A 20453-nucleotide genomic window follows, 5' to 3' on the forward strand; every position below is an offset into this window, starting at 1 on the left:
CCTCCCCCGCTGCGCAGGGGAGGATGAAGGGGATTCGCTCTTTTTCCACGGATATCTCATCGTGACACCATTACCTCTGTGGTCTGGTCGGGTCGGAAGACGCGCACCGACTTGTCGCCGGCGCCGGTGGGCGCAGCGGCCACCGCACCGGAGGGACCGGCGGCATCGGCATAGGAGCGCAGCATAAGGGACAGGGTGCCGGACGCCTTGGCCAGGGTGACGACCTGGCCGTCCGAGGGCGATACTTCGAGCGTGGCGGTGGCGCCGATGACGCTCTGCTTGCCTTCCTCAACATTGACCTGCTGATCGATGGCCAGCACGCGGATATTGCGCAGGACCGGCTGGACCGAATCGATCGTGCCGCCGCCCGTCGTGCGCGGCGTCTGGTGGGTGACCAGGATATCGACGCGGTCGCCGGGCAGGATGAAGCCGCCGGCGGTATTATCGACGCTCACCGGCACGGCCAGGGCGCGCATACCGGGGCTGAGCATGACGGCCATATAGCCGCCCTCGTCGGCGCGGACGATCTTGGCGTCGATGATCGGCTCATTGGCGAGAATGGCTTCGCGCGTCACACCGCCAACATAGGCTTCCTTGGTGGGAGACGGCGCTACCTTGTCGGCAACAGCCTGAACCAGTTCACTGCCGGGCTTCTTGACGGCGACCGGGCCATCCTTAGGGGCGCCCTTCTTGGCCGCCGCATCTTCGCTGCCGGCAGCCGGGGTCGCGGCGGGCGCGCCGCCATCGACAATATAGGCGGGGTTCAGGGTATTGACCGGCCAGTCCTGCCAGTTGAGATCGGCCTCGGTGATGCGGGCGCCGGCGGGCAGATCGCGGGCGGCGACGAGCACACGGACGGTCGGTTGCGCCGGTGGCGCCTGGACGGAGGCTTCGGCCTTGTGCGATCCGTTGCCGGCCATCATGCCGCGCACCAGAAAGGCCAGGATCAGCGCCGCGATGGCCGCGAGACCGATAACGGCGTAGCGTGACGTCTTCATTGACCCCATATCCCCTGAGAAAATCTGACTCTGAGAAAATCCGGCAATCCGCGCCATGCGGGCCAAATCATCTGCGAAATTGAACTTAAGGAATCTTCGCTTAAGGTTAGTTAACGTCCGCCTAAAGAAAGTGTGCGGGGGCATAATTCTTTAGATTCATGGAGATTCCCGGATTTTGGCATCCGGGACAGAAATCTAACATCTGATGATTTTGAGTTCGCTCATTCTTGATCCTCCCCTGTCGCGCAGCGAACGGGGGAGGTGGCGGCGCGAAGTCGCCGACGGAGCGGGCAATCTCCCGCCGGCTTGCCCCCTCCGTCACGGCCATGAAAAGAGCATGGCCGTGACACCTCCCCCGCTTCGCAGGGGAGGATCAAGAGACCTATCCAAAATCGTCACACCTTAGAGCGTTGGCAGCGGCAGCAGGCCGCTCATGAAATCGCTCTGCCACAGGGCGGCGATGCCGCCGACACAGATGGCGATGCCATAGGGGATGCCGCCTTTTGGCTCCAGGTGCTGACCGAGCCAGTGCGGCAGTTTGGGGGCGTACAGCGAAAAGAACTGACGCAGGGCCAGCAGGCCCAGGGTCAGGACGCCGCCGAAGATCGCCGTATAGAGAAGCAGGGCGACAAAGCCGTGAAGGCCAAGCCACAAAGAGGCCGCCGCGATCAGCTTGGCGTCGCCGCCGCCCATGAAGCGCAGGGCGAAAAGCGTCATGCCAAGCACCAGCCCGGCGAGACCAAGGCCGAGATGGATACCCCATTGCGACAGGCTGAGATGGGCCAGCAGGCCGACCGGCACGAAAAGCACCGCCAGGCCAAGGGTCAGGCGGTTGGGAATGGTCATGGTGGTGAGATCAGATACCGCAGCCCAGAATAGCGCGATCGGATACAGACAGGCCAGCAGTATAGTTATTGACACGGACAATACCTCGAACGGGTTGGGTGGCCGTGTATGAGTAGCAGCTCCGGGTTAAGGATGTGCTTATTTGGCAGCTTGTGTAGCGGTGGCGACGGTATCACCGATCTTGTTATATAAGATCCCCGTGGCCTCGGTATAGTGATGTATGGTCGTGACAATGGCCAGAAAGATCAGGCCGGCGATCAGGCCGTATTCGATTGCTGTTGCGCCACTTTCATCCGCCAGGAATTGCTTGAACATCGGTCTGCACCTGCAAGTGTAGGGGCTAAAAGAACAGGCCGCAGACAATTGCTCGTCTGCGGCCTGCGTCGGTTAATCCATCTGGATCGACCTAGTAAAACGCTTAAGCTTAGGCTGCAGCGTTTGCATTTGTGACCTTGGTCGAAATCTTGTCGAATGTCACGCCGAGGTTGGAGCCGACAGCGCCCAGAACGGTGATCAGGGCGACGGCGATCAGAGCGGCGATCAGGCCATACTCGATGGCGGTGGCGCCGGATTCGTCCTTGGCAAAGCGATTGAAGAACTTGGTCATGTGATTTCTCCTGGATAGATTTTAAAGCAAGTGAACCATTTCGTATCGGGTACCGAGTAAACGGCTCATTTGCCCCCGAACACGAGATCAAATTAGCAAGCCATGATTAAAGTGAAGTAAACAATCAAATGAAAATAAAATTATTCTATAGTTAATCTGCAGTTACTATTAAATTGAATTAACCTTAATTTGATTTAACGATATTTATCGTTGTATTAACGGGAATTTTTTCGCATTAATATTACGTTTAGCAAATTTAAACAAATCTTATTTAGCCTGTTTCCTAACGCGGGCCTTACGCATGATCCTTATAAAGACACTCAAAGGACCGAAACGGTTTCGGGCGACCTGCGAAAAACGAGCCATTTGGATAATGAGACACATGAATATCAAATCGACTGGCATGATGGCTTTGGTATTGGCCGCCGCTTTCCTCTGTTTGGGCATGGCTTCGAACGCTTCCGCCGCCCAGCGCCTGGTGGTCGAGAAAAACCATTCGGCACGCATATCGCTGAGTGGTGCGGCGGGTTCGGTCATTGTCGCCAATCCGGATATTGCCGATGTCAATGTCATCGATTCCCGCACTGTATATATTGTCGGCAAGGGCTTCGGTAATTCCAGCGTCATCATTACCGACCAGATGGGCCGGCCGCTGTTCGATGGCGAGGTGGTGGTCACCGCTTCGCAAAAGGGAGCCATCACCGTTTATAAGGGGTTGACCCCGTCATTGATGGTCTGCTCGACGATCTGTACCTCTGAAGAGGGCGGCAGCAGCAATGCCGGCGCCACCTCGCCGGTTGCGTTCGGCACGATCGCGGCGGCAACGGGCGTTACGCCGTAAGTCCTGTCTCCCCAATCGGTGACAATTGTAAACCGGTTTTAACGGACTATTGACCGAGACCCTGTAATCTGGGCGCGACTATTGAGAACAGGGGCGCGAAAACCATTATGCGAGCCAGGCTTGCGGACCTTTGTAGGGCCATTCGGGGCCTGAAAGACACGCGCGGTTCCACCGCCGTGGAATTCGCGCTCGTGGCCGGTCCACTGATCTTCCTGATCTGTGCCTGTGCCGAACTGGCGCTGATCTTCCTGGTGTCGGTGACGCTCGATAATGCCACGGACAGGGCCTCGCGGGATATCCGCACCGGCCTGACCACCAATGCCAATACCAGCGTTGAACAGTTCAAGCAGAAGATATGCGACAATATGAGCTGGCTGGGCGGCAACTGCATCAGCAGCCTTCAGGTCGACGTTCAGACCTACAGCAGCTTCGCCGACCTGTCGAATGCGCCGCCGCCGATCGAGGACGGCAAGTTCAAGGCATCCAGTTTCAACTTCAACATCGGTCCGGGCTCCAGAATCCAGATGGTGCGGGTCTATTATGAATGGCCGCTGATCACGCCCATGCTCGATGGCGCCCTTTCCAAGCTGGGTAATAACGATGCGGTTGTCTCCGCCAAAGCCGTTTTCAGAAACGAGCCGTTTTAACATGCTCTCCCTGCGCCGCCTCAACCGTATCGTCACGCTGAAAGCCTTCGGCAAGCGCTTTGCCGGCGATGGCAAGGGTGTGTCAGCCATTGAATTCGCCCTGGTCGCACCGGTCCTGATCCTGCTTTATCTTGGCATGGCCGAACTGACGCTGGGCATGATGGCTGCACGCCGCGTCTCGCATCTGGCAGCCACGGTGGGCGACCTAGCGGCGCAGTCGCAGACCCTGACGCCGACCAATATCACCGATCTGTGGGCGATCGGCGCCAACATGCTGGATCCTTTCCCGACCAGCGGCACTTCCTTGAGAATCCGCCTGACATCGGTAACCATGCAAAGCACGAAAAAGGCGACGGTGGACTGGAGCGAGCCTTCCAACTGGACCAAGCATACCAACAGTGACAAGGCGATCACGGATATAACAACTGATCAGATTGCGGTCGGTGAAAGCCTGATCCTGACCGAGGTGGAATACGATTACGATTCACCCATCGGCAATTTCTTCAAAACGGGCACCGTCTTCAAGGACACCTTCATGCACCATCCGCGCAATGGCTCGGAGGTCACCTGCCCGTTGTGTCCCTAACTTTCAAGAACCGACCTGATCAGGGACAACTTGGTTTCGGTCTCGATGCGTTCGGCTATCGGATCGCTGTCAGCCACTATGCCGCCCCCGGCCGCCGCGCGAAAATGCCAGCCCGCATCGTCCTTTTCCAGAGCCAGGGTGCGGATCAGCACGTTTGAATCCATCGCGCCGCCGGCGTCGATAAAGAACAGCGATCCGCAATAGGGGCCACGCGCCGCCTCCATCTCGCAGATCACCTTCATGGCCTGCACCTTGGGCGCGCCGGAAATAGAGCCGGGCGGGAAGGTGGCGCACAACACATCCGCCGCCGTCTTTCCGGGCTGAAGTTGTGCCGTGACGGTCGAGACGAGATGGTGGACATTGGGATAGGACTCCAGCGCGTTCAGCGCGGTGACCTTTACGCTGCCGATCTCGGCTACCTTGGAGAGATCATGGCGCATCAGGTCGACGATCATCAGGTTTTCGGCACGGTCTTTTGCGCTGGCGGTCAGTTCGCGGGCGAGGGCCGTGTCTTCATCCGGCGTTTTGCCGCGCGGGCGGGTGCCCTTGATCGGGCGGGTTTCCATATGGCCCAACGCATCCAGCGCGATAAAGCGTTCCGGGCTGTTGGACAGGACCGCCCGATCACCGAGGGTCACAAAACCGCCGAAAGGGGCTGCGCCCCGGTTATGCAGCGCCGCCATCAACCGTCCAGGTGTGGCGTTGCGGGCCAGCCGGCCGCTCCAGCCACGCGCCAGGTTGGCCTGGAACAGGTCGCCGGCATGTATCTGCCGCACCAGCGCCGCCACCTTGTCTTCATGCACCTCGTCCGGCGTTTCAAGATCGAGCGGTCTTTCGGTAAAAGGCGCAGTGTGCGGATCGGATGCGGGTGTTGCGGCATAAAGCGCCGCCAGGGCGTCGCGCGCGGCTTCGGCGTCGGCCAGTGTGGCGCCGCGTCCGATAGCGGTCAGGGTGCGTTCATGATGATCGAAAGCCAGAACCGCCGGATAGCACAGCATGATCAGTTCGGGCCACGGCTGGCGGCCTTCGATGCGGAACGGCCGGCGCTTCATGCCCTCCAGCCGCAGGCCCAACTCGAAGGAGGCCATGCCGACCAGACCGCCGGAAAACGGCGGCAGATCACTCCGGTAGAGATCGGCCGTGATGGGGGCGGTCGCTTCGCGCAGAAACTCAGCCGTTTCGCGCGGATCGTCATGTGCGAGCTGCCACTTCGCAGCGGGTTGTGCCACCAGGTAGCTGTACCGGCCGAGGGCACCGCCATCGGACAGGAAGCCGGCCGCAAAGGCGTGCTCCAGCCAGCCTTCCAGCCGTGCGCTCACCGCCTCGTAAGGCAGGTTTTTTTGCGCAGCAATAGAAAGGGAGACGGCCGAAAACGGCAACATTCACAGCAACTTGATTCGATAGTGAGGGCCAGAAGGCGCACAATGATATCAGGATTTAACCCCTGTCGACAAGCCCGCGTCAGATGACGCCCGCCCGCACCGGTTAAGTCCTATGGATGGAGGTCCATTGATCTGACTGGAGCGGTTTGCCTTAACAGCAACCCGCTCCTTTTTCTTTTGATCCTCCCCTCTTGGAGGGGAGGTGTCGAGCAAGCGTTAGCTAAGTCGAGACGGAGGGGTAAAACCACAAATGCCGTTGCCTGTTGTTTACCCCTCCACCGCTTCGCGGTCCCCCTCCCCTCCAAGAGGGGAGGAGCTTAATGAAATTACCTGAACGGCGGCTCGTCGAAGGCCCTGAGCTTGCGGCTGTGCAGCTTCGGGCCGAAATCGCGCAATATGCCGACCGTCTCGATACCGATCCGGATATGTTCGGCGATTGCGCGCTCATAGAAATGATTGGCCTGGCCCGGCAGCTTCAGTTCGCCATGCAGCGGTTTGTCGGACACGCAGAGAAGCGTGCCGTAGGGGACACGGAAGCGATAGCCCTGCGCCGCCAATGTGGCCGATTCCATGTCGATGGCGATGGCGCGTGACTGCGAAAACCGCCGGGCCGACAGCGAATATTTCAGTTCCCAGTTCCGGTCATCGGTAGTGACGACGGTGCCGGTGCGCAGGCGCTTTTTCAGGTCTTCGCCATCCTGACCGGTGACGCGCACCGCCGCCTGATGGAAGGCTTGTTGCACTTCGGCGATCGGTGGGATGGGAATTTCGATCGGCAACACATCGTCCATCACATGATCGTCGCGCAAGTAAGCGTGGGCCAGCACATAGTCGCCGATGCTCTGTGAGGCACGCAGGCCCCCGCAATGGCCGATCATGAGCCAGGCGTGCGGACGCATGACGGCCAGATGATCGGTGATGTTCTTGGCGTTGGACGGGCCAACGCCGATATTGACCAGCGAAATGCCCTGCCGGCCAGGCGCCATCAGGTGATAGGCCGGCATCTGGTGCTTGCGCCACGAGGAGCTGGCGATCAGGGCCTCCGGATCGGGCGTGTCCCTGGTGATGGTGAAATTGCCGCAGCAGGAGAGCGCGGTATAGGGGCTGTCTGGTTTTTTCAACTGCTCCAGCGCGTAGGCGACGAAGACATCGACATAGCGGTTATAGTTGGTCAGCAGGATATAGCCCTGGGTGTGCTCGGCCGGGGTGCCGGTATAATGCTTCAGGCGGGCGATGGAAAAGTCGCTGCGCAGGCCGTCGAACAGCACCAGCGGATGGTGGCCTTCGGCGTCGATAAACGAAATGCCGTCGGCTACCTCATTGCCGATCAGGGCCAGTTCGGTGGCCGGGAAATGGCGGGAGAGGTCAATGGCCGAGACGCTGTTGAGATCGAGTCCGGCGCCATCGAGCACATACGGATAGGGGATTTCCTGATCGGACAGCGAAACTGTGCATTCGGCGCCATAGTCGCGGATCAAAAGATCGAGCTGTTCCTCGATATAGTCGCCGAAAATATCCGGGCGGGTGATCGAGGAGGAATAGGTGCCGGGACGCGAGAAACGGGCATAGGCCCTGTTGACCTCCGGATGGCGGTTGGCCATGACCAGCGCCTCGTCTTCGTCATCGAGTACACCCTTCCAGACGATGGCCAGCTTGGGATAGCAGTAACGCCCGGCATCGCGTAAGGGCCGCGAAGGCTTCTGGCGGGTGGCGAGATAGGCTTGCAGGTCGGCCTGGAGGGCGGCCACGGCCTCGTCATAGATCTGGCGCAACTGGCGGACAATTTCGCTTGCAGCGATTTGGGGGGAAGTCTGCGGCGTAGTCGTTTTCTTTTCTTTTTTCATGCCTTTTGCATAGCACGCCGAACGTCAATTTTCTATGACGCCCATCGGCCGCAGGCGCAGTTCGCGCAGCAAATGGACGTCGGTGCAGGGCACTATTTGATAAAATAATCAGGAAGAAAGAGTCTCAGCTTGACGGCTAATTTCACTTTATAATAGACTCACTGAGCGCTCAACTTCATAACGAAGTCGATGATTGGTTTGATCCAATATAGAAAGGCATATTTTTCACTGAAAGCAATTATAGTCGCACTGTTATTTATCAGCCAACTCAGCGCCAAAATGCCAATAGTACTTTTCATGCCATCTTTAGCAATTTCTCCAAACAAGGAAGCGGCCTTTCGCGGAACCGATGAAATGTACCTAAGTCCCTGGCGGCAAACCTCTGATATAACATTGGAAATGCCTTGAAAGATACCGTAATCTAGTTTGCTTGAATTGCCTAAATCTCGCTTATCCGCTTTTAACTCGTCGAGTAATTCAAGAATATCATGATCGAACAGCGGCACTTCCAAAAGCCCATAAAATACCTCAAGAATCTCCGTACTATCTTTTATTTGCTCAATTTCAGCAGATTCAGCATATTGCTGCCAAGCTTCAAAATTTCTTAGAAAAATTTCGCATTGTAGAATCGCGCTAACAACTTGTCGCGACAAGAAAGCCCCGAACTCTTCTGAAATTGCATCCTTAAAGGATTCCGCAACCCCTACATACACCCCGAATCGGATCGGTGAAAATGTCGTCGACTCCTTAGATATTTCATTCACGCACTTTTCGAAGGCTTTTAGCACACGTTTATCGCAGTTGGAGCGATTCAATTCCTCCAATGTGTCGGTTAAAACTTCACCCAGTGCCGATGCGGCGTCAGTAATTGAGGCATTGCTAACGCGAGATTGAAACCTTGCTGGTACTTTGCGCTTGAATGCATGTTTAGTCGCAACTACTTCGAGCGGAGCTGGCCGTTGTGGCGGAAGAGTCTGAAGTAATTCTGATAACTCGCCTACTTGGAGTTCAGTCACATCGATTTCAATTAGTTCCTCGGCGATATCGAACAACGCTTCTAATGAATCTTCTAAATTTTCTAAAAACGAAGCGCCTGAATCTAATATAGATTCATTTGAATCAAAAATATTTAAAACTATACCTGAAGCGTTTAACTCAGTAATGACTTCATTCAAAGTAGATACGCAGGTTTCAATTTTTGAGAAAAAGTACTCTTTATGATCGCTGTATCCATGCTTGGCGACAATATGATCCACTTTTTCACGAGCATTATCAATATCAGATAGATAATTCCAGAAAGCGACATCAAATTCGTCAAACTGACCTGTGAACGCGCTAACATCTTTAAATATACGCTTAGCCACTTCGTAGCTTGTTTGATCATTCGCCCCAGCTAAGCTTCTCCTTACCCATTCGTAAAGAGTTCGGTAGCCGTCAAAGACAGCAGTTTGCATCTCTATAAAGCGAGCAACTTTACTTCCAATTTCGCTTTGATTTGATGTTTTTATTTGAGTAGCCATTGGAGGCTCCTGACCACTTGGTGCGCTTGGTAAGTAGCTCCATCTGCGAATCAAATGCTATGAAATATTCGCATTTGTAGCCATTCTCATTGGCTTGAGATTGAGCACCTGCAGCAAATGGGCGTCGGTGCCGGGCTGCGGATTGGGCGTGGTCAGGAGGGTGTCACCGATAAAGATCGAGTTGGCGCCGGCCAGGAAACACAGGGCCTGAAGTTCCTCGCTCATTTCGTTGCGACCGGCCGAAAGGCGCACCATAGACTTCGGGCAGAGAATACGCGCCACAGCGATGGTGCGGACAAACTCGATGCCGGAAATGCCACCATCGTTGCCGACCTTATCCCCCAGAGGTGTACCCGAAATGGCAACCAGGTTATTGATCGGAATGGAATCCGGATGGTGAGGCAGCGTGGCCAGTTGATGCAGGAACGACACCCGGTCCGCGCGCGCCTCGCCCATCCCCATGATGCCACCGCAGCAGGTCTTCATGCCGACATCGGAAACCGCCTGAAGCGTATCCAGCCGTTCCTGATAGGTGCGGGTGGTGACCACCTGATCGTAGTATTCCGGCGAGGTATCGAGATTGTGGTTGTAATAGTCGAGCCCAGCCTCTTTCAGGGCACGTGCCTGATCCGGGGTGATCATGCCGAGCGTGGCGCAGGTCTCCAGACCCATTGCCTTGACTCCGCCGATCATGGCGGCGAGCGCCGGCACATCGCGGTCCTTCAGGTCGCGCCACGCCGCACCCATGCAGAAGCGCTGTGCGCCACCCTCTTTCGCGGTCCGCGCTTCGGATAGTACCTTCTCGACCGCCATCAGCTTGCCGGCTTTCAGGCCGGTATCGAAATGGGCCGATTGCGAACAGTAGCCGCAGTTTTCGGCGCAGCCGCCGGTTTTCACCGAAAGCAGTTGCGACAACTGAACTTCCGATGGATCGAAACTCTGGCGATGCACGCTTGCCGCCTGGAAGACCAGTTCCATGAAAGGCAGGTCGAAAAGGGCAGCGATCTCGTCCTTGGACCAATCGTGGCGGAGTGTAAAAGCGGGTGCGTTCATCATCAAATCCTTAGCTTTGCGCCTTGATTAGTCCAATTGCGCCATGCCGGCACCCAAATTCTGCTCATTTCCGTCGATAACCTGCTGTCATGACCCTCGATCGCCGCCAAATTCTGACCACCCTTACAGCCATTGGTTTTATGGCGCCTGCGGTTCGCGCCGAGGAACTGGGCTTTAATCTGCGCCTGACCAATGAGGGGCTGGTCATGCCGGTAATGGTCCGCAGGCAACCCTTACGGGGTATCCTCGATTGTGGGGCCAGCGCCACCCTGATGGATGCCGGCGTCGCTGAAAAACTGGGCCTGATCGCTGTCAGTGAACGCCGCGGGCAAGCGGTCTATGGTCAGATCACCGCCGGAGAAAGTGCGCCCGTGGTTATTCGTGCCGGCGATGCCGCCTATACCGTGCCGGTCATGATCCTGCCGATGAAACAGGCAGGCCTCACTTCGGACATGCTGATCGGCCGCGATATTCTGAACCACTATCCGCTCGATCTTGATGGCCCCGCACGCCGGGCCAGTTTCCGCCGCCCGCGGCCCGCCGTCGGCATGAGGGGCCTTGACCTGTCGCGGAGTCCGAACGGCGCCCTTGTGGTGGATATGGAATTGGAGGGCCGTCCGGTCCGCGCCAGCCTCGATACCGGGGTCAGTGCTCCCCTGATCTTAAAACGCGACTGGGCCGAGCGTCACGGCCTGCTGGCGGGGCGCCCGCAATCGACGACCCTGGGCGGCGATGTCAATGGCCTGCGTGAACTGATCCTTAGCCCGGTGCGCAATATCCAGATTGGCGGCACAGCCTTCCATGATCTCACTGCGGAAATTTCCGACAATGTGCTGGAACATGATGTCACGGTCGGGCTCGATGTGCTGCGCCGCCTGCATACCTACTGGGATGTGCCGGCCGGAAAGCTGTGGCTGGCCCCTTCTGCCGGGCACATATAAAGATATCTTTATATGTTTATTGCCAATTCGCTGCCGGATCGCTATAAGCCGTCTCATATCTCTTGAAACGGAATCCGATCATGGCCGACTTTATTGTAAAAGACCTCTCGCTCGCCGCCTTTGGCCGCAAGGAAATCGACATCGCCGAGGGCGAAATGCCGGGCCTGATGGCCACGCGCGAGGAGTTCGGCAAGGACAAGCCGCTGAAGGGCGCGCGCATCGCCGGTTCGCTGCACATGACGATCCAGACCGCCGTGCTGATCGAAACCCTGCAGGCCTTGGGCGCCGAAGTGCGCTGGGCCTCGTGCAACATCTTCTCGACGCAGGACCATGCCGCCGCCGCCATCGCCGCCAAAGGTACGCCGGTCTTCGCCATCAAGGGTGAAACCCTTGAAGAATACTGGGACTATGCGCACAAGATCTTTGAATGGCACGACGGCGGCTATCCCAACCTTATCCTCGATGACGGCGGCGACGCCACGCTTCTCTGCGTTTTGGGCCCGAAGGCCGAACAGAACCCGGCCCTGCTGGACAATCCGCAGAACGAGGAAGAGGAAGCGCTCTACAAGGTCATGAAGCGCTACCTGAAGGAAAAGCCGGGCTTCTATTCGGCCATCCGTGACGCCATCAAGGGCGTTTCCGAGGAAACCACCACGGGCGTTCACCGCCTCTATGCCATGGCGCAGAAGGGCGACCTGCCGTTCCCGGCCATCAATGTCAATGACTCGGTCACCAAGTCGAAGTTCGACAACCTCTATGGCTGCCGCGAATCCCTGGTCGACGCTATCCGCCGCGCCACCGATGTCATGCTCGCCGGCAAGGTCGCCGTGGTGCTCGGCTATGGCGATGTCGGCAAGGGCTCAGCCGCTTCGTTGCGCAATGGCGGCGCCCGCGTCATCGTCACCGAAGTCGACCCCATCTGCGCACTGCAGGCCGCGATGGAAGGCTATGAGGTCCGCACGGTTGAAGAGGTGGCCTCAACTGCCGATATCTTTGTCACCTGCACCGGCAACAAGGACGTGCTGCGCCTGGAACATATGCGCGAAATGAAGCACAACGCCATCGTCTGCAACATCGGTCACTTCGACTCGGAAATCCAGATCGCCGCCCTGCGCAATTTCAAGTGGGACGAGATCAAGCCGCAGGTCCACCATGTCGAATTCCCGGATGGCAAGAAGATCATCGTGCTCTCCGAAGGCCGCCTCGTGAACCTGGGCAATGCCACCGGCCATCCGTCCTTCGTGATGTCGGCTTCGTTCACCAACCAGACCTTGGCGCAGATCGAGCTGTGGGTGAACGGCAAGACCTATGACAAGTCGGTCTATACCCTGCCGAAGCACCTCGATGAAAAGGTGGCCCTGCTGCACCTGGCCAAGCTGGGTGCGAAACTGACCGTGCTGAACCAGGAACAGGCCGACTATATCGGCGTGCCGGTCGATGGCCCGTTCAAGCCGGATCACTACCGTTACTAAGCCGGCATGGACCGGTGCAAAGGTGAACGCCTTTGCACCGGTGATTTGCTTGCGCTCTTCTGTGGCGAACGGCCACCAGGGGGCACACTGACCTCGATGGCTTAGCCTCAGTTCGCAGATAAAGAGGCCGGCCGCGCATCGGCGGGTGCCTGCGGGGCGGTGGCGGCGTCCGCGGCGCGTTTGTCAGCGCGGGCTTTTTCCAGCCGCTCTTTTGCCCTGGCGATCAGCGCCTTGTTTTCGGCCCGCTCGGCCTGCATCAGCTCGACCGACGCCTTCATCAGCCGGATGGGAATGAAGTGGTCGTCGTCCTCCGGCGCGAAGCCCCCCAGTTCCAGCGCTTTCAGGATATTGCGCTGCCGGTCGCCTTCCGCGCCCGGCGACCGGCCATAGCTCAGGAAGAAGGAACGCAGCTTTTCACGTGTTACCGGGTCGAGATCATCCCGATAGATCAGCACGTCTTCCGGCAGGGCCTCTGACGCCCAGATGACCTTCACCCTGGCAAAGCGCTCTGGGGCGTTTTTCCGCAGGGCCTGGAGGATATCGGTATCGACGGCCACGGCATTCAGCTTGCCGGATATCACGCCGTCGATGTTTTCATCCGCCGTGCCGGTCATCACAGCCTTGAAGCAGGTCTTCATATTGATCCGGTTCGGCTGGAAGAAATAGTAGAGCGGCGCCTGTCCCGAAGCGGCGGCCCGGCGTTCACCAAGGCCAAGGGTGAGCTTGCGATTGCATTTCAGCAGGTCTTCCGCCTTCAACTTCGAGGCGGCCGGCACAATGATCAGGCTCTGGTAGGCGGTGATCCCTTCCGCTCCGGCGAAAACAGCGCCATGGCCGCGCCCCAGCACCTCGGCGCCGCTCAGGTTGGTGAACCAGCCCGCCTGGGCCTTTTTCGTCTGGAACGTCAGCACCTGGGCGTCGTAATTGGCGGAAGGGACAATTTTCACCTTCAGACCGGTCTGTTTTTGAAGGTCCGCCACGACGGGCGCCCACAGGGCCTGGGTTCGCACGTCATCGCTGGAGAGGACGGAAAAGGCGATTTCGCGGCGGGCTTCGATGCCGTTTCCCAGACGCTCGCACGCGGACAGGCCAAGGCACGCCGTGATCAGCGCGCCCGCCAGGGCCTTATGTGATAAAGCGTACAAGGTCATGAACCGCCATCCCCCTCCCGTTTGAAACCTGACCGGCCCGAATTAGATCGCCCCCGGAATCATATGGGGCATCTTACCCTGCTGGCAACCGGTTTGATGGGCGTGCGGCCGGTCCGGTGCAAATTTTACATCCGGGTCGGGTTTATCCCTTTACATGCGCAACTATTCCACTATTTTATGCGCCACTTCCGGCGGACCCCGAGTTCAAATGGTCCTGCCTCATTTCCTTCGCAAAGATATTGTATCTTTGAGAGAATTGAGGCTCAGGCATCGCTGCTAACGCCGGTCTGGGTTTAACTTATCTAAGGGTATGCTGGTGGAAAACTACCAAACAGCCCTGGACCTGGTCCGCAAGCAGCCTCCGGAACGTCCCGTCGCCCTCGTGCGACGCGCGCCCGTCACAGTTGCCGCGCAATGGTTTCAGGCAAATTTCAAAGGCGATGTGTTCTACGCCGTAAAGGCCAATCCGTCCGTCTGGGTTCTGGAAACCCTGTGGGCCGCCGGTGTGCGTTCCTTCGATGTCGCCTCGATCCAGGAAGTCGAACTCGTCCGCTCCACCCTGCCGGCGGCGCGCCTGGCCTTCATGCACCCGGTCAAGAGCCGCGTGTCGATCGCCCGCGCCTATTTCGATTTCGGCGTCCGCACCTTTTCACTGGATACGCACGAAGAACTGGCCAAGATCCTGGAGGCCACGGGCAATGCCAAGGATCTGAACCTGGTTGTCCGCCTCGCCACCTCCGGCGAAGGCTCGAACCTGCCACTCACCAACAAGTTTGGCGCTCAGACGCACGAAGCGCCATCCCTGCTGCTGGCCACCCGCCAGGCGACGCAGGACATGATGGGCATCTCCTTCCACGTCGGCTCGCAATGTATGCGCCCTACCGCCTATGCCGCCGCCATGGCCGCCGCCTCGCGGTCGCTGGTCCGCGCGGGTGTGTTTGCTGATATCGTCGATGTCGGCGGTGGCTTCCCGTCAGTCTATCCCGGCATGATCCCGCCCGCGCTTTCGGAATATATGGACACCATCAACCGCGCCTTCAACGAGATGAAGGTGCATGAGGAAACCCAGCTCTGGGCCGAGCCCGGCCGCGCCCTCGTGGCGGAATCGACCTCGGTCCTGACCAAGGTGGAACTGCGCAAGGGCGACGCGCTCTATCTCAATGACGGCTCCTACGGCAATCTGTTCGACGCCACCCACGCCAAGTGGCCCTTCCCGGTACGCCTGCATCGGCCTGATGAGACGCATGATGACGAGCAGTTGAAGCCCTTCCGCTTTTACGGCCCGACCTGTGATTCCATCGATTCCATGCCGGGTCCGTTCTGGCTGCCGGCGGATGTCAATGAAGGCGACTATGTCGAGATCGGCATGTTGGGCGCCTACGGCGTCACCATGGGCACGCGTTTCAATGGCTATGGTGAGACGGAAACCGTCTTCCTCGATGACGCGCCGATGGCCTCGCTGTTCGGCCTGGGGCCGCGCAGCCTGACCAATCCGCGCGGCTTCATGGAATCCGACGACAACAAGGTCGTCCGCCTCAACCGCCCGAAAGGCGGCAAGCGCGGCAAGAAGCGCGTCAAGGCGAAGGCATAACTTATGGGGTTTGGGGTCCGTGACCCCAAGTCCTGTCCTGCCCATTAAAAAAGCCTCGCCTTTAGGGCGGGGCTTTTTTAATGGATAGAAGAAGATGTGGGGCCATAGGCCCCACGCCCCATAAGTCAGCCGGCGCCAGGCCCCTTGCGCCGCGTCTGCGAGGGCGACTCCCCGAACAACTGCGTATAATACTGCGCAAAGCGGCCAGCGTGCGGAAAACCGTGATCCGCCGCCACCTCGGCAATCGGCCGCGTATCATTCGGATCGCTCAGCGCCTCGCGCGCCATTTTCAGGCGCAGGGTGCGCAGGTAGGCGTGCGGCGTCACATCCATATGCTGGCGGAAGCTGGTTTCCAGCGTGCGGACGCTGATATTCGCCGCCCGCGCCACAGCCACCATGCTCGGATTGCTGCGCGCCTCGCGGTGCATGAAATCTCGCGCCAGTCGCAGATAGTTCGGCATCGGACCGCCCTTATTGGCCTGCATACGTTCGCTGTAGCGATGCGGAATGCTTTCAAGCAGCAGGTGACTGAAGGTTTCGACCAGGCGATGCTGCAACGACCCCGACAGGTCGCGGCTCTGGGCTGTGAAGGCATCCGAACACAGGGTCTCCACCAGCCGCGACAGAACCCGCGCCTTTGGCGTGGCCAGGTCGATCACCGGACCCAGGTGCAGATCACGCTCGACCGGCAACTGAAGGATATCGAACAGGAAACGCTGGACCCACGCATAGGACAGCTTGATGAGGTAGACCTCGCAGGTCTCGCCATCGGCGGCATGAGAAATGCGCGTCTCGGTCATCGGCTGATAGATGATGGCATGACCGGGCGCTATCTTCTGCACCGCCGCGTCCTTGTGTTGCAGCGATAAGGCGCCTTTGACCGGCATGACGATCACCACGTCATAGCTGGCCTCGCTCTGCAACTGGACAAAGCCGGAGCTTGAAATCAGCCGCGCCATGATGGCGTGGGCAGCCGCCCCGGTGTCATGCGGCTTGAGCACGCCCAGATACATCTGCCAGGTGAAATCGGGACCATCCAGATCGCGCGCGCAGCTCCAGTCGAAGAACTTGCAGATACTTTTCTGGAAGCTGTCGAAGTCACTGCCTTCGCATTGCCAGGTCTCAATGGAATCCAAAGGATTGCCCTGCATGCGGTTTCGTTCCAGCCCGTAATCTGTCATCTGGCACCTCGCCAGAAAGAATCGATATGGAAGTAAATCAAAAGAACCTCCCTTGAAAGGGAACGGCTATCCGATAATAAACCGGGAAGGCCGTATTCCGAAAAAAACGTCTAGTCTTCCGGAATAATCCACAGCACCATTAAGTACAATTCGATCTACGATCGTAATTTAAAGCAATTTTCCTAAATTATCCATAAAACGAATGCGTTTATCCAAATTTCGTCTGACATTTCTTATATATATTAAATTCACTCAAATAAAGACGATCACACTGTTTTAACGCCAACTTATACGCCCGGCTTGAGGCAAGATAATGACTTACCATTTCCTTATAAAGTAGGACCGCATTGCCCGACCGCGTCGATCACACCGACGCCACAAACATATGTCACAAGAATTGCAAAACAGCCGGCTATGGTCTATAGGCCGCCACTTCTGAATACCCTCCCCATCGCACCGTCTGGGGGATAGCGGGTAAATGACGGGCGTCCACCTTTATCCACCCCGCACCGGGGCGCTTCTCAAAGGAACGCAAACATGAGCGCAGATACCACTCCCCAATCCAACATGAAGGCATCGCTGCTGGCCGAAACGGTCGAGCACGTCGATATCACTTCGTATGACGCCCGTCCGATCATCGACTCGATGCGCAAGATGTCGTTCTCGTCGCGCGATACAGCCCGCGCCGCCGACATCTTCAACATGGCCCTGGCTGACAAGGGTTGCTCGACCTGGCTGATCCTGGCCGGCTCCACCTCGGCCGGCGGCTGTATGCACGTCTACCGTGACATGGTGAAGTTCGGCATGATCGACGCCGTGGTCGCCACCGGCGCCTCGATCGTCGACATGGATTTCTTTGAAGCGCTCGGCTTCAAGCACTATCAGGCCGCCGGTCCGGTGGACGACAATGTGCTGCGCGACAACTATATCGACCGCATCTACGACACCTATATCGACGAAGAAGAACTGCAGAACTGCGACCACACGATCCTGGAAATCTGCAACCAGTTGGAACCGCGCCCCTATTCGTCGCGCGAATTCATCTGGGAGATGGGCAAGTGGCTGGCCGCCGGCAATGCCAAGAAGGAAGGCTCGCTGATCCAGACCGCCTATGAGAATGGCGTGCCGATCTTCTGCCCGGCCTTCGTCGATTCCTCCGCCGGTTTCGGCCTGGTCAAGCACCAGAAGGAACGCATCGCCGCCAAGCAACCCTACCTGACCATCGATGCCGTGGCCGATTTCCGCGAGTTGACCGACATCAAGATCGCCGCCGGCACCACCGGCCTGTTCATGGTCGGCGGCGGCGTGCCGAAGAACTTCGCCCAGGACACCGTCGTTTGTGCCGAGATTTTGGGGGTCGAAGCCGACATGCACAAATATGCCGTGCAGATCACCGTGGCCGATGTTCGTGACGGCGCCTGCTCGTCCTCGACGCTGAAGGAAGCCGCCTCGTGGGGCAAGGTCTCGACCACCTATGAGCAGATGGTCTTCGCCGAAGCCACCACCGTTGTGCCGCTGATCGGTTCCGACGCCTATCACCGCGGCGCCTGGCAGGGCCGTGAAAAGCCGCGCTGGGCGAAACTGTTCGCTTAAGAGGCGATTCCGGCCTCACGCAATATTCTGTTCAAAAAAGCGTGAGACCGGGAGATTATCCAATAAAATGCGGAGATATTTTGTGCATCGCACTAGCATTTTCCGCATAAAGTATTAAGTAAGGGTTCGAAGCTATAACTCATAATATGAGCAGGCTTTACTGCCTGATAGCTATAAGTTCGTCACCGGGATCATCCCCCCCCTCGAAACCGGTGGCATGCGACGGAGACCATTGCCCCCCAATGGTCTCCGTTTTGCGTTTAGCGTATGCGGCAATGGTCGTGACCGTTGCGTCCCATCAGGGTCTCGCTAACGTTTTGCGTTTTTGGACCATTGCGCCCCATCAGGGTCTCTCTGACGTTTTGCGTTTATGGGTTATGGTCGATGGAGATCATTGAACTCAGGGTCTCACTCAATTTTTGCGTTTCGCCATCTAAAAGCGCCTCGCTACGGCTTGCGGCGATAGATTGTGAAATTGTCCCAGTCCCCCGATACGCGCGACACGGCCCGGTAATGTCGGGCCAGTTCGTCGGTAATCGCGGCCTCGCGCTCGGGCAACCGGCAGCCCATGAAAAAGCCCCTGTCTGAGACCACCAAGAAATCCGGCTGCGTGGAAAAAGCCACCGCCAGCGGATCCTTGTCGGGCGTCGGAAAGGTACACATCAGGTGCATGGCATTGAAATATTTTGCTTTCGGCAAGGCGCCCGCCATAAGATAGACGTAATGACCTCGACCGGTGACCAGCAGATTGTCGCCCGGCTTCAGGCCGTTTGCCTTCAGACTTTCGGCCGCGCGCACATTGCCACGATAATCCGGCGGGCCGAAGGGCCCAGGATTGAAAAGCGTGTAACCCTCGACAACGAAGGGCTGAATGACAGCGGCCAATAGATAGAGCCCTATCCCGATGACGCGCCACTGCGCCTTGAAGCCTATTCCGTGATACAATACGGCGCAGAACAGAATCAGGGTCGGCGGCACAAGTGTAAAGCCGTACCAGATGACCAGTGACTGATTGACCAATATGCCCGCCACAGCGGTCACATACCAGATTATGATCAAATGTATGAATGAGGAAGACAGAGCCGTTTTCAGTCGCGGCAAGCGCATTACCGCCAGCAAAGCCCCCACCGTGATGACCAGCATGGGCTTGTAAAAAGCGGGAAAATGCCAGAGCCGAAGCAGGAAGCCCAGGTGCAGGGTGTCAGGCTTTTCGGACATATCGACCTGGGACCGGTCAAGCGCCGTCAAAACGACGGTATCGAAAGCGTCTCTAAAGTGTCCGATTGCCGCAAAATAGAGGCCAAAGGCAATAGTTGGCACTGCCCCCATGACACAGAAAAGGGCAAGAGATTTAAAATCCCTTTGGCGCCATGAATGCCAGGCCACCCAGCCGAACAAGCCAAGGGCTGTAAAGGCCGCTGTCTGCTTGACCATAACGGCGCCCCCCATCATGAGAGCGGCCAGGGCCAGCGCAATGAGGTGCTTTCGGTAAACCTCCCCCTCGACCCTGCCAATCTGGGCAAAGGCTTCGATGGTGAAGGCCGCCTCAATCAGTTGCGTGGGCGAGGATACGCCCATCAGGAAAAGGGAATAGAGCGGGTAAAGGGCAGCCACAAGCAGGGCCAGCCGCCTTGAGCTGGCGTGGGCGACCAGCCTGAACAGCCCAAACGCCCCCCACAGCGTAGTGAGCATCTCAACCGCTTTGATGACGATCAGATGGGCACCAAACAAGACCTGAAAGCCCGCCAGTATTGCGAATATGCCAGGTGCCTTAATGTCATAACTGGCGATATAGGGCGGCTCTCCGTTGAGCCAGCGCGAGGCAACCACGCTGTAGAACGCCTCATCGTCGTGGATCACATGCAAAAAAGGCAGGCGCACGATCAGCGTCCAGAGCAGCAGGACAATAAAGACCCACAAATAAGGCCGGCCGGAAACCCTTTGTCGTGCAGTAACAAAAAGACTTTGGAGACTGGACATGACACCTGCGACGGAAAGAATTGACCGCCATATGCGCAGAAAAACGTAAAAATTTAGGGTCGATAGCAGGGCCCCTAAGCCGCAGATAATTAACCCGGCCTTAAAATGCGTTAACCATTTAAATACCTGATTCTGTGTAGGGTTCAGGCATGACCACACCCATCCGGCCCTCCCTTGCCCAAATGCTGAATCCGCAGCCACCCGCAGCCGCAAAACCGGC

General features: G+C 57.7%; 18 protein-coding genes. 7 read left to right on the plus strand and 11 right to left on the minus strand.

Annotation, left to right across the window (positions count from 1 at the left end; genetic code table 11):
• Positions 1 to 56 precede the first annotated feature (56 nt).
• The 4 genes from cpaB to BLO49_RS12490 form a co-directional block, all read right to left on the minus strand.
• On the minus strand, positions 57 to 998 hold the full coding sequence (gene cpaB, locus BLO49_RS12475) for a Flp pilus assembly protein CpaB (RefSeq protein WP_090649106.1): 942 nt from the start codon (positions 996 to 998) through the stop codon (positions 57 to 59).
• A 402-nt stretch (positions 999 to 1400) separates the two neighbouring features.
• Positions 1401 to 1919, minus strand: coding sequence for an A24 family peptidase (locus BLO49_RS12480; RefSeq protein WP_170828332.1), 519 nt, complete (start codon positions 1917 to 1919; stop codon positions 1401 to 1403).
• A gap of 63 nt (positions 1920 to 1982) precedes the next feature.
• Positions 1983 to 2159, minus strand: coding sequence for a Flp family type IVb pilin (locus tag BLO49_RS12485; protein ID WP_090649112.1), 177 nt, complete (start codon positions 2157 to 2159; stop codon positions 1983 to 1985).
• Positions 2160 to 2268: 109 nt separating this feature from the next.
• Complete coding sequence (locus tag BLO49_RS12490) at positions 2269 to 2451, minus strand: Flp family type IVb pilin (protein WP_090649115.1); 183 nt, start codon at positions 2449 to 2451, stop codon at positions 2269 to 2271.
• A gap of 382 nt (positions 2452 to 2833) precedes the next feature.
• Between BLO49_RS12490 and BLO49_RS12495 the strand changes: the two genes are divergently transcribed.
• The 3 genes from BLO49_RS12495 (at position 2834) to BLO49_RS12505 (ending at position 4525) form a co-directional block, all read left to right on the plus strand.
• Complete coding sequence (locus BLO49_RS12495; RefSeq protein ID WP_245679012.1) at positions 2834 to 3292, plus strand: pilus assembly protein N-terminal domain-containing protein; 459 nt, start codon at positions 2834 to 2836, stop codon at positions 3290 to 3292.
• 176 nt (positions 3293 to 3468) lie between these two features.
• Complete coding sequence (locus BLO49_RS12500) at positions 3469 to 3939, plus strand: TadE/TadG family type IV pilus assembly protein (protein ID WP_245679013.1); 471 nt, start codon at positions 3469 to 3471, stop codon at positions 3937 to 3939.
• A 1-nt stretch (position 3940) separates the two neighbouring features.
• Positions 3941 to 4525, plus strand: a complete 585-nt coding sequence (locus BLO49_RS12505) for a TadE/TadG family type IV pilus assembly protein (RefSeq protein ID WP_090649121.1) — start codon at positions 3941 to 3943, stop codon at positions 4523 to 4525.
• On the opposite strand, the gene BLO49_RS12510 is transcribed toward BLO49_RS12505, so the two are convergent.
• The 4 genes from BLO49_RS12510 to bioB all read right to left on the minus strand — a co-directional run bounded on the left by BLO49_RS12510 (position 4522) and on the right by bioB (position 10324).
• Complete coding sequence (locus BLO49_RS12510) at positions 4522 to 5907, minus strand: anthranilate synthase component I family protein (protein WP_090649124.1); 1386 nt, start codon at positions 5905 to 5907, stop codon at positions 4522 to 4524. The genes BLO49_RS12505 and BLO49_RS12510 overlap by 4 nt on opposite strands.
• Positions 5908 to 6233: 326 nt before the next feature.
• Entirely contained in the window at positions 6234 to 7751 is a 1518-nt protein-coding gene (locus BLO49_RS12515) for an AMP nucleosidase (RefSeq protein WP_090649127.1), read from the minus strand.
• A gap of 158 nt (positions 7752 to 7909) precedes the next feature.
• Positions 7910 to 9271, minus strand: a complete 1362-nt coding sequence (locus tag BLO49_RS12520) for a hypothetical protein (protein ID WP_090649130.1) — start codon at positions 9269 to 9271, stop codon at positions 7910 to 7912.
• A 57-nt stretch (positions 9272 to 9328) separates the two neighbouring features.
• Positions 9329 to 10324, minus strand: a complete 996-nt coding sequence (bioB, locus tag BLO49_RS12525) for a biotin synthase BioB (protein WP_090649133.1) — start codon at positions 10322 to 10324, stop codon at positions 9329 to 9331.
• 89 nt (positions 10325 to 10413) lie between these two features.
• Between bioB and BLO49_RS12530 the strand changes: the two genes are divergently transcribed.
• Together BLO49_RS12530 and ahcY are read left to right on the plus strand one after the other, a co-directional pair.
• The gene (locus BLO49_RS12530) at positions 10414 to 11265 is read left to right on the plus strand and encodes an aspartyl protease family protein (RefSeq protein WP_090649136.1); all 852 of its coding nucleotides are present in this window, start codon (positions 10414 to 10416) and stop codon (positions 11263 to 11265) included.
• A gap of 80 nt (positions 11266 to 11345) precedes the next feature.
• Complete coding sequence (gene ahcY / locus BLO49_RS12535) at positions 11346 to 12737, plus strand: adenosylhomocysteinase (protein ID WP_090649139.1); 1392 nt, start codon at positions 11346 to 11348, stop codon at positions 12735 to 12737.
• A 107-nt stretch (positions 12738 to 12844) separates the two neighbouring features.
• On the opposite strand, the gene phnD is transcribed toward ahcY, so the two are convergent.
• Positions 12845 to 13888, minus strand: a complete 1044-nt coding sequence (phnD, locus tag BLO49_RS12540; RefSeq protein WP_090649142.1) for a phosphate/phosphite/phosphonate ABC transporter substrate-binding protein — start codon at positions 13886 to 13888, stop codon at positions 12845 to 12847.
• Between the two features lie 310 nt (positions 13889 to 14198).
• On the opposite strand from phnD, the gene BLO49_RS12545 reads away from it, so the two are divergent.
• On the plus strand, positions 14199 to 15479 hold the full coding sequence (locus tag BLO49_RS12545) for a type III PLP-dependent enzyme (protein WP_425388805.1): 1281 nt from the start codon (positions 14199 to 14201) through the stop codon (positions 15477 to 15479).
• Between the two features lie 125 nt (positions 15480 to 15604).
• Here the strand turns inward: BLO49_RS12545 and BLO49_RS12550 are convergent, their stop codons facing one another.
• Positions 15605 to 16660: an AraC family transcriptional regulator gene (locus BLO49_RS12550; protein WP_245679014.1), complete on the minus strand. Its 1056-nt coding sequence runs from the start codon at positions 16658 to 16660 to the stop codon at positions 15605 to 15607.
• 537 nt (positions 16661 to 17197) lie between these two features.
• Here BLO49_RS12550 and BLO49_RS12555 point away from each other — a divergent pair.
• Positions 17198 to 18253, plus strand: a complete 1056-nt coding sequence (locus tag BLO49_RS12555) for a 1,9-bis(guanidino)-5-aza-nonane synthase (RefSeq protein ID WP_090649148.1) — start codon at positions 17198 to 17200, stop codon at positions 18251 to 18253.
• A gap of 447 nt (positions 18254 to 18700) precedes the next feature.
• On the opposite strand, the gene BLO49_RS12560 is transcribed toward BLO49_RS12555, so the two are convergent.
• Positions 18701 to 20446 (minus strand): hypothetical protein, encoded by a 1746-nt coding sequence (locus BLO49_RS12560; protein WP_139159687.1) that lies wholly within the window; start codon positions 20444 to 20446, stop codon positions 18701 to 18703.
• Positions 20447 to 20453 lie beyond the last annotated feature (7 nt).

Source organism: Asticcacaulis taihuensis (genome assembly GCF_900100255.1).
Classification (GTDB): domain Bacteria; phylum Pseudomonadota; class Alphaproteobacteria; order Caulobacterales; family Caulobacteraceae; genus Asticcacaulis; species Asticcacaulis taihuensis.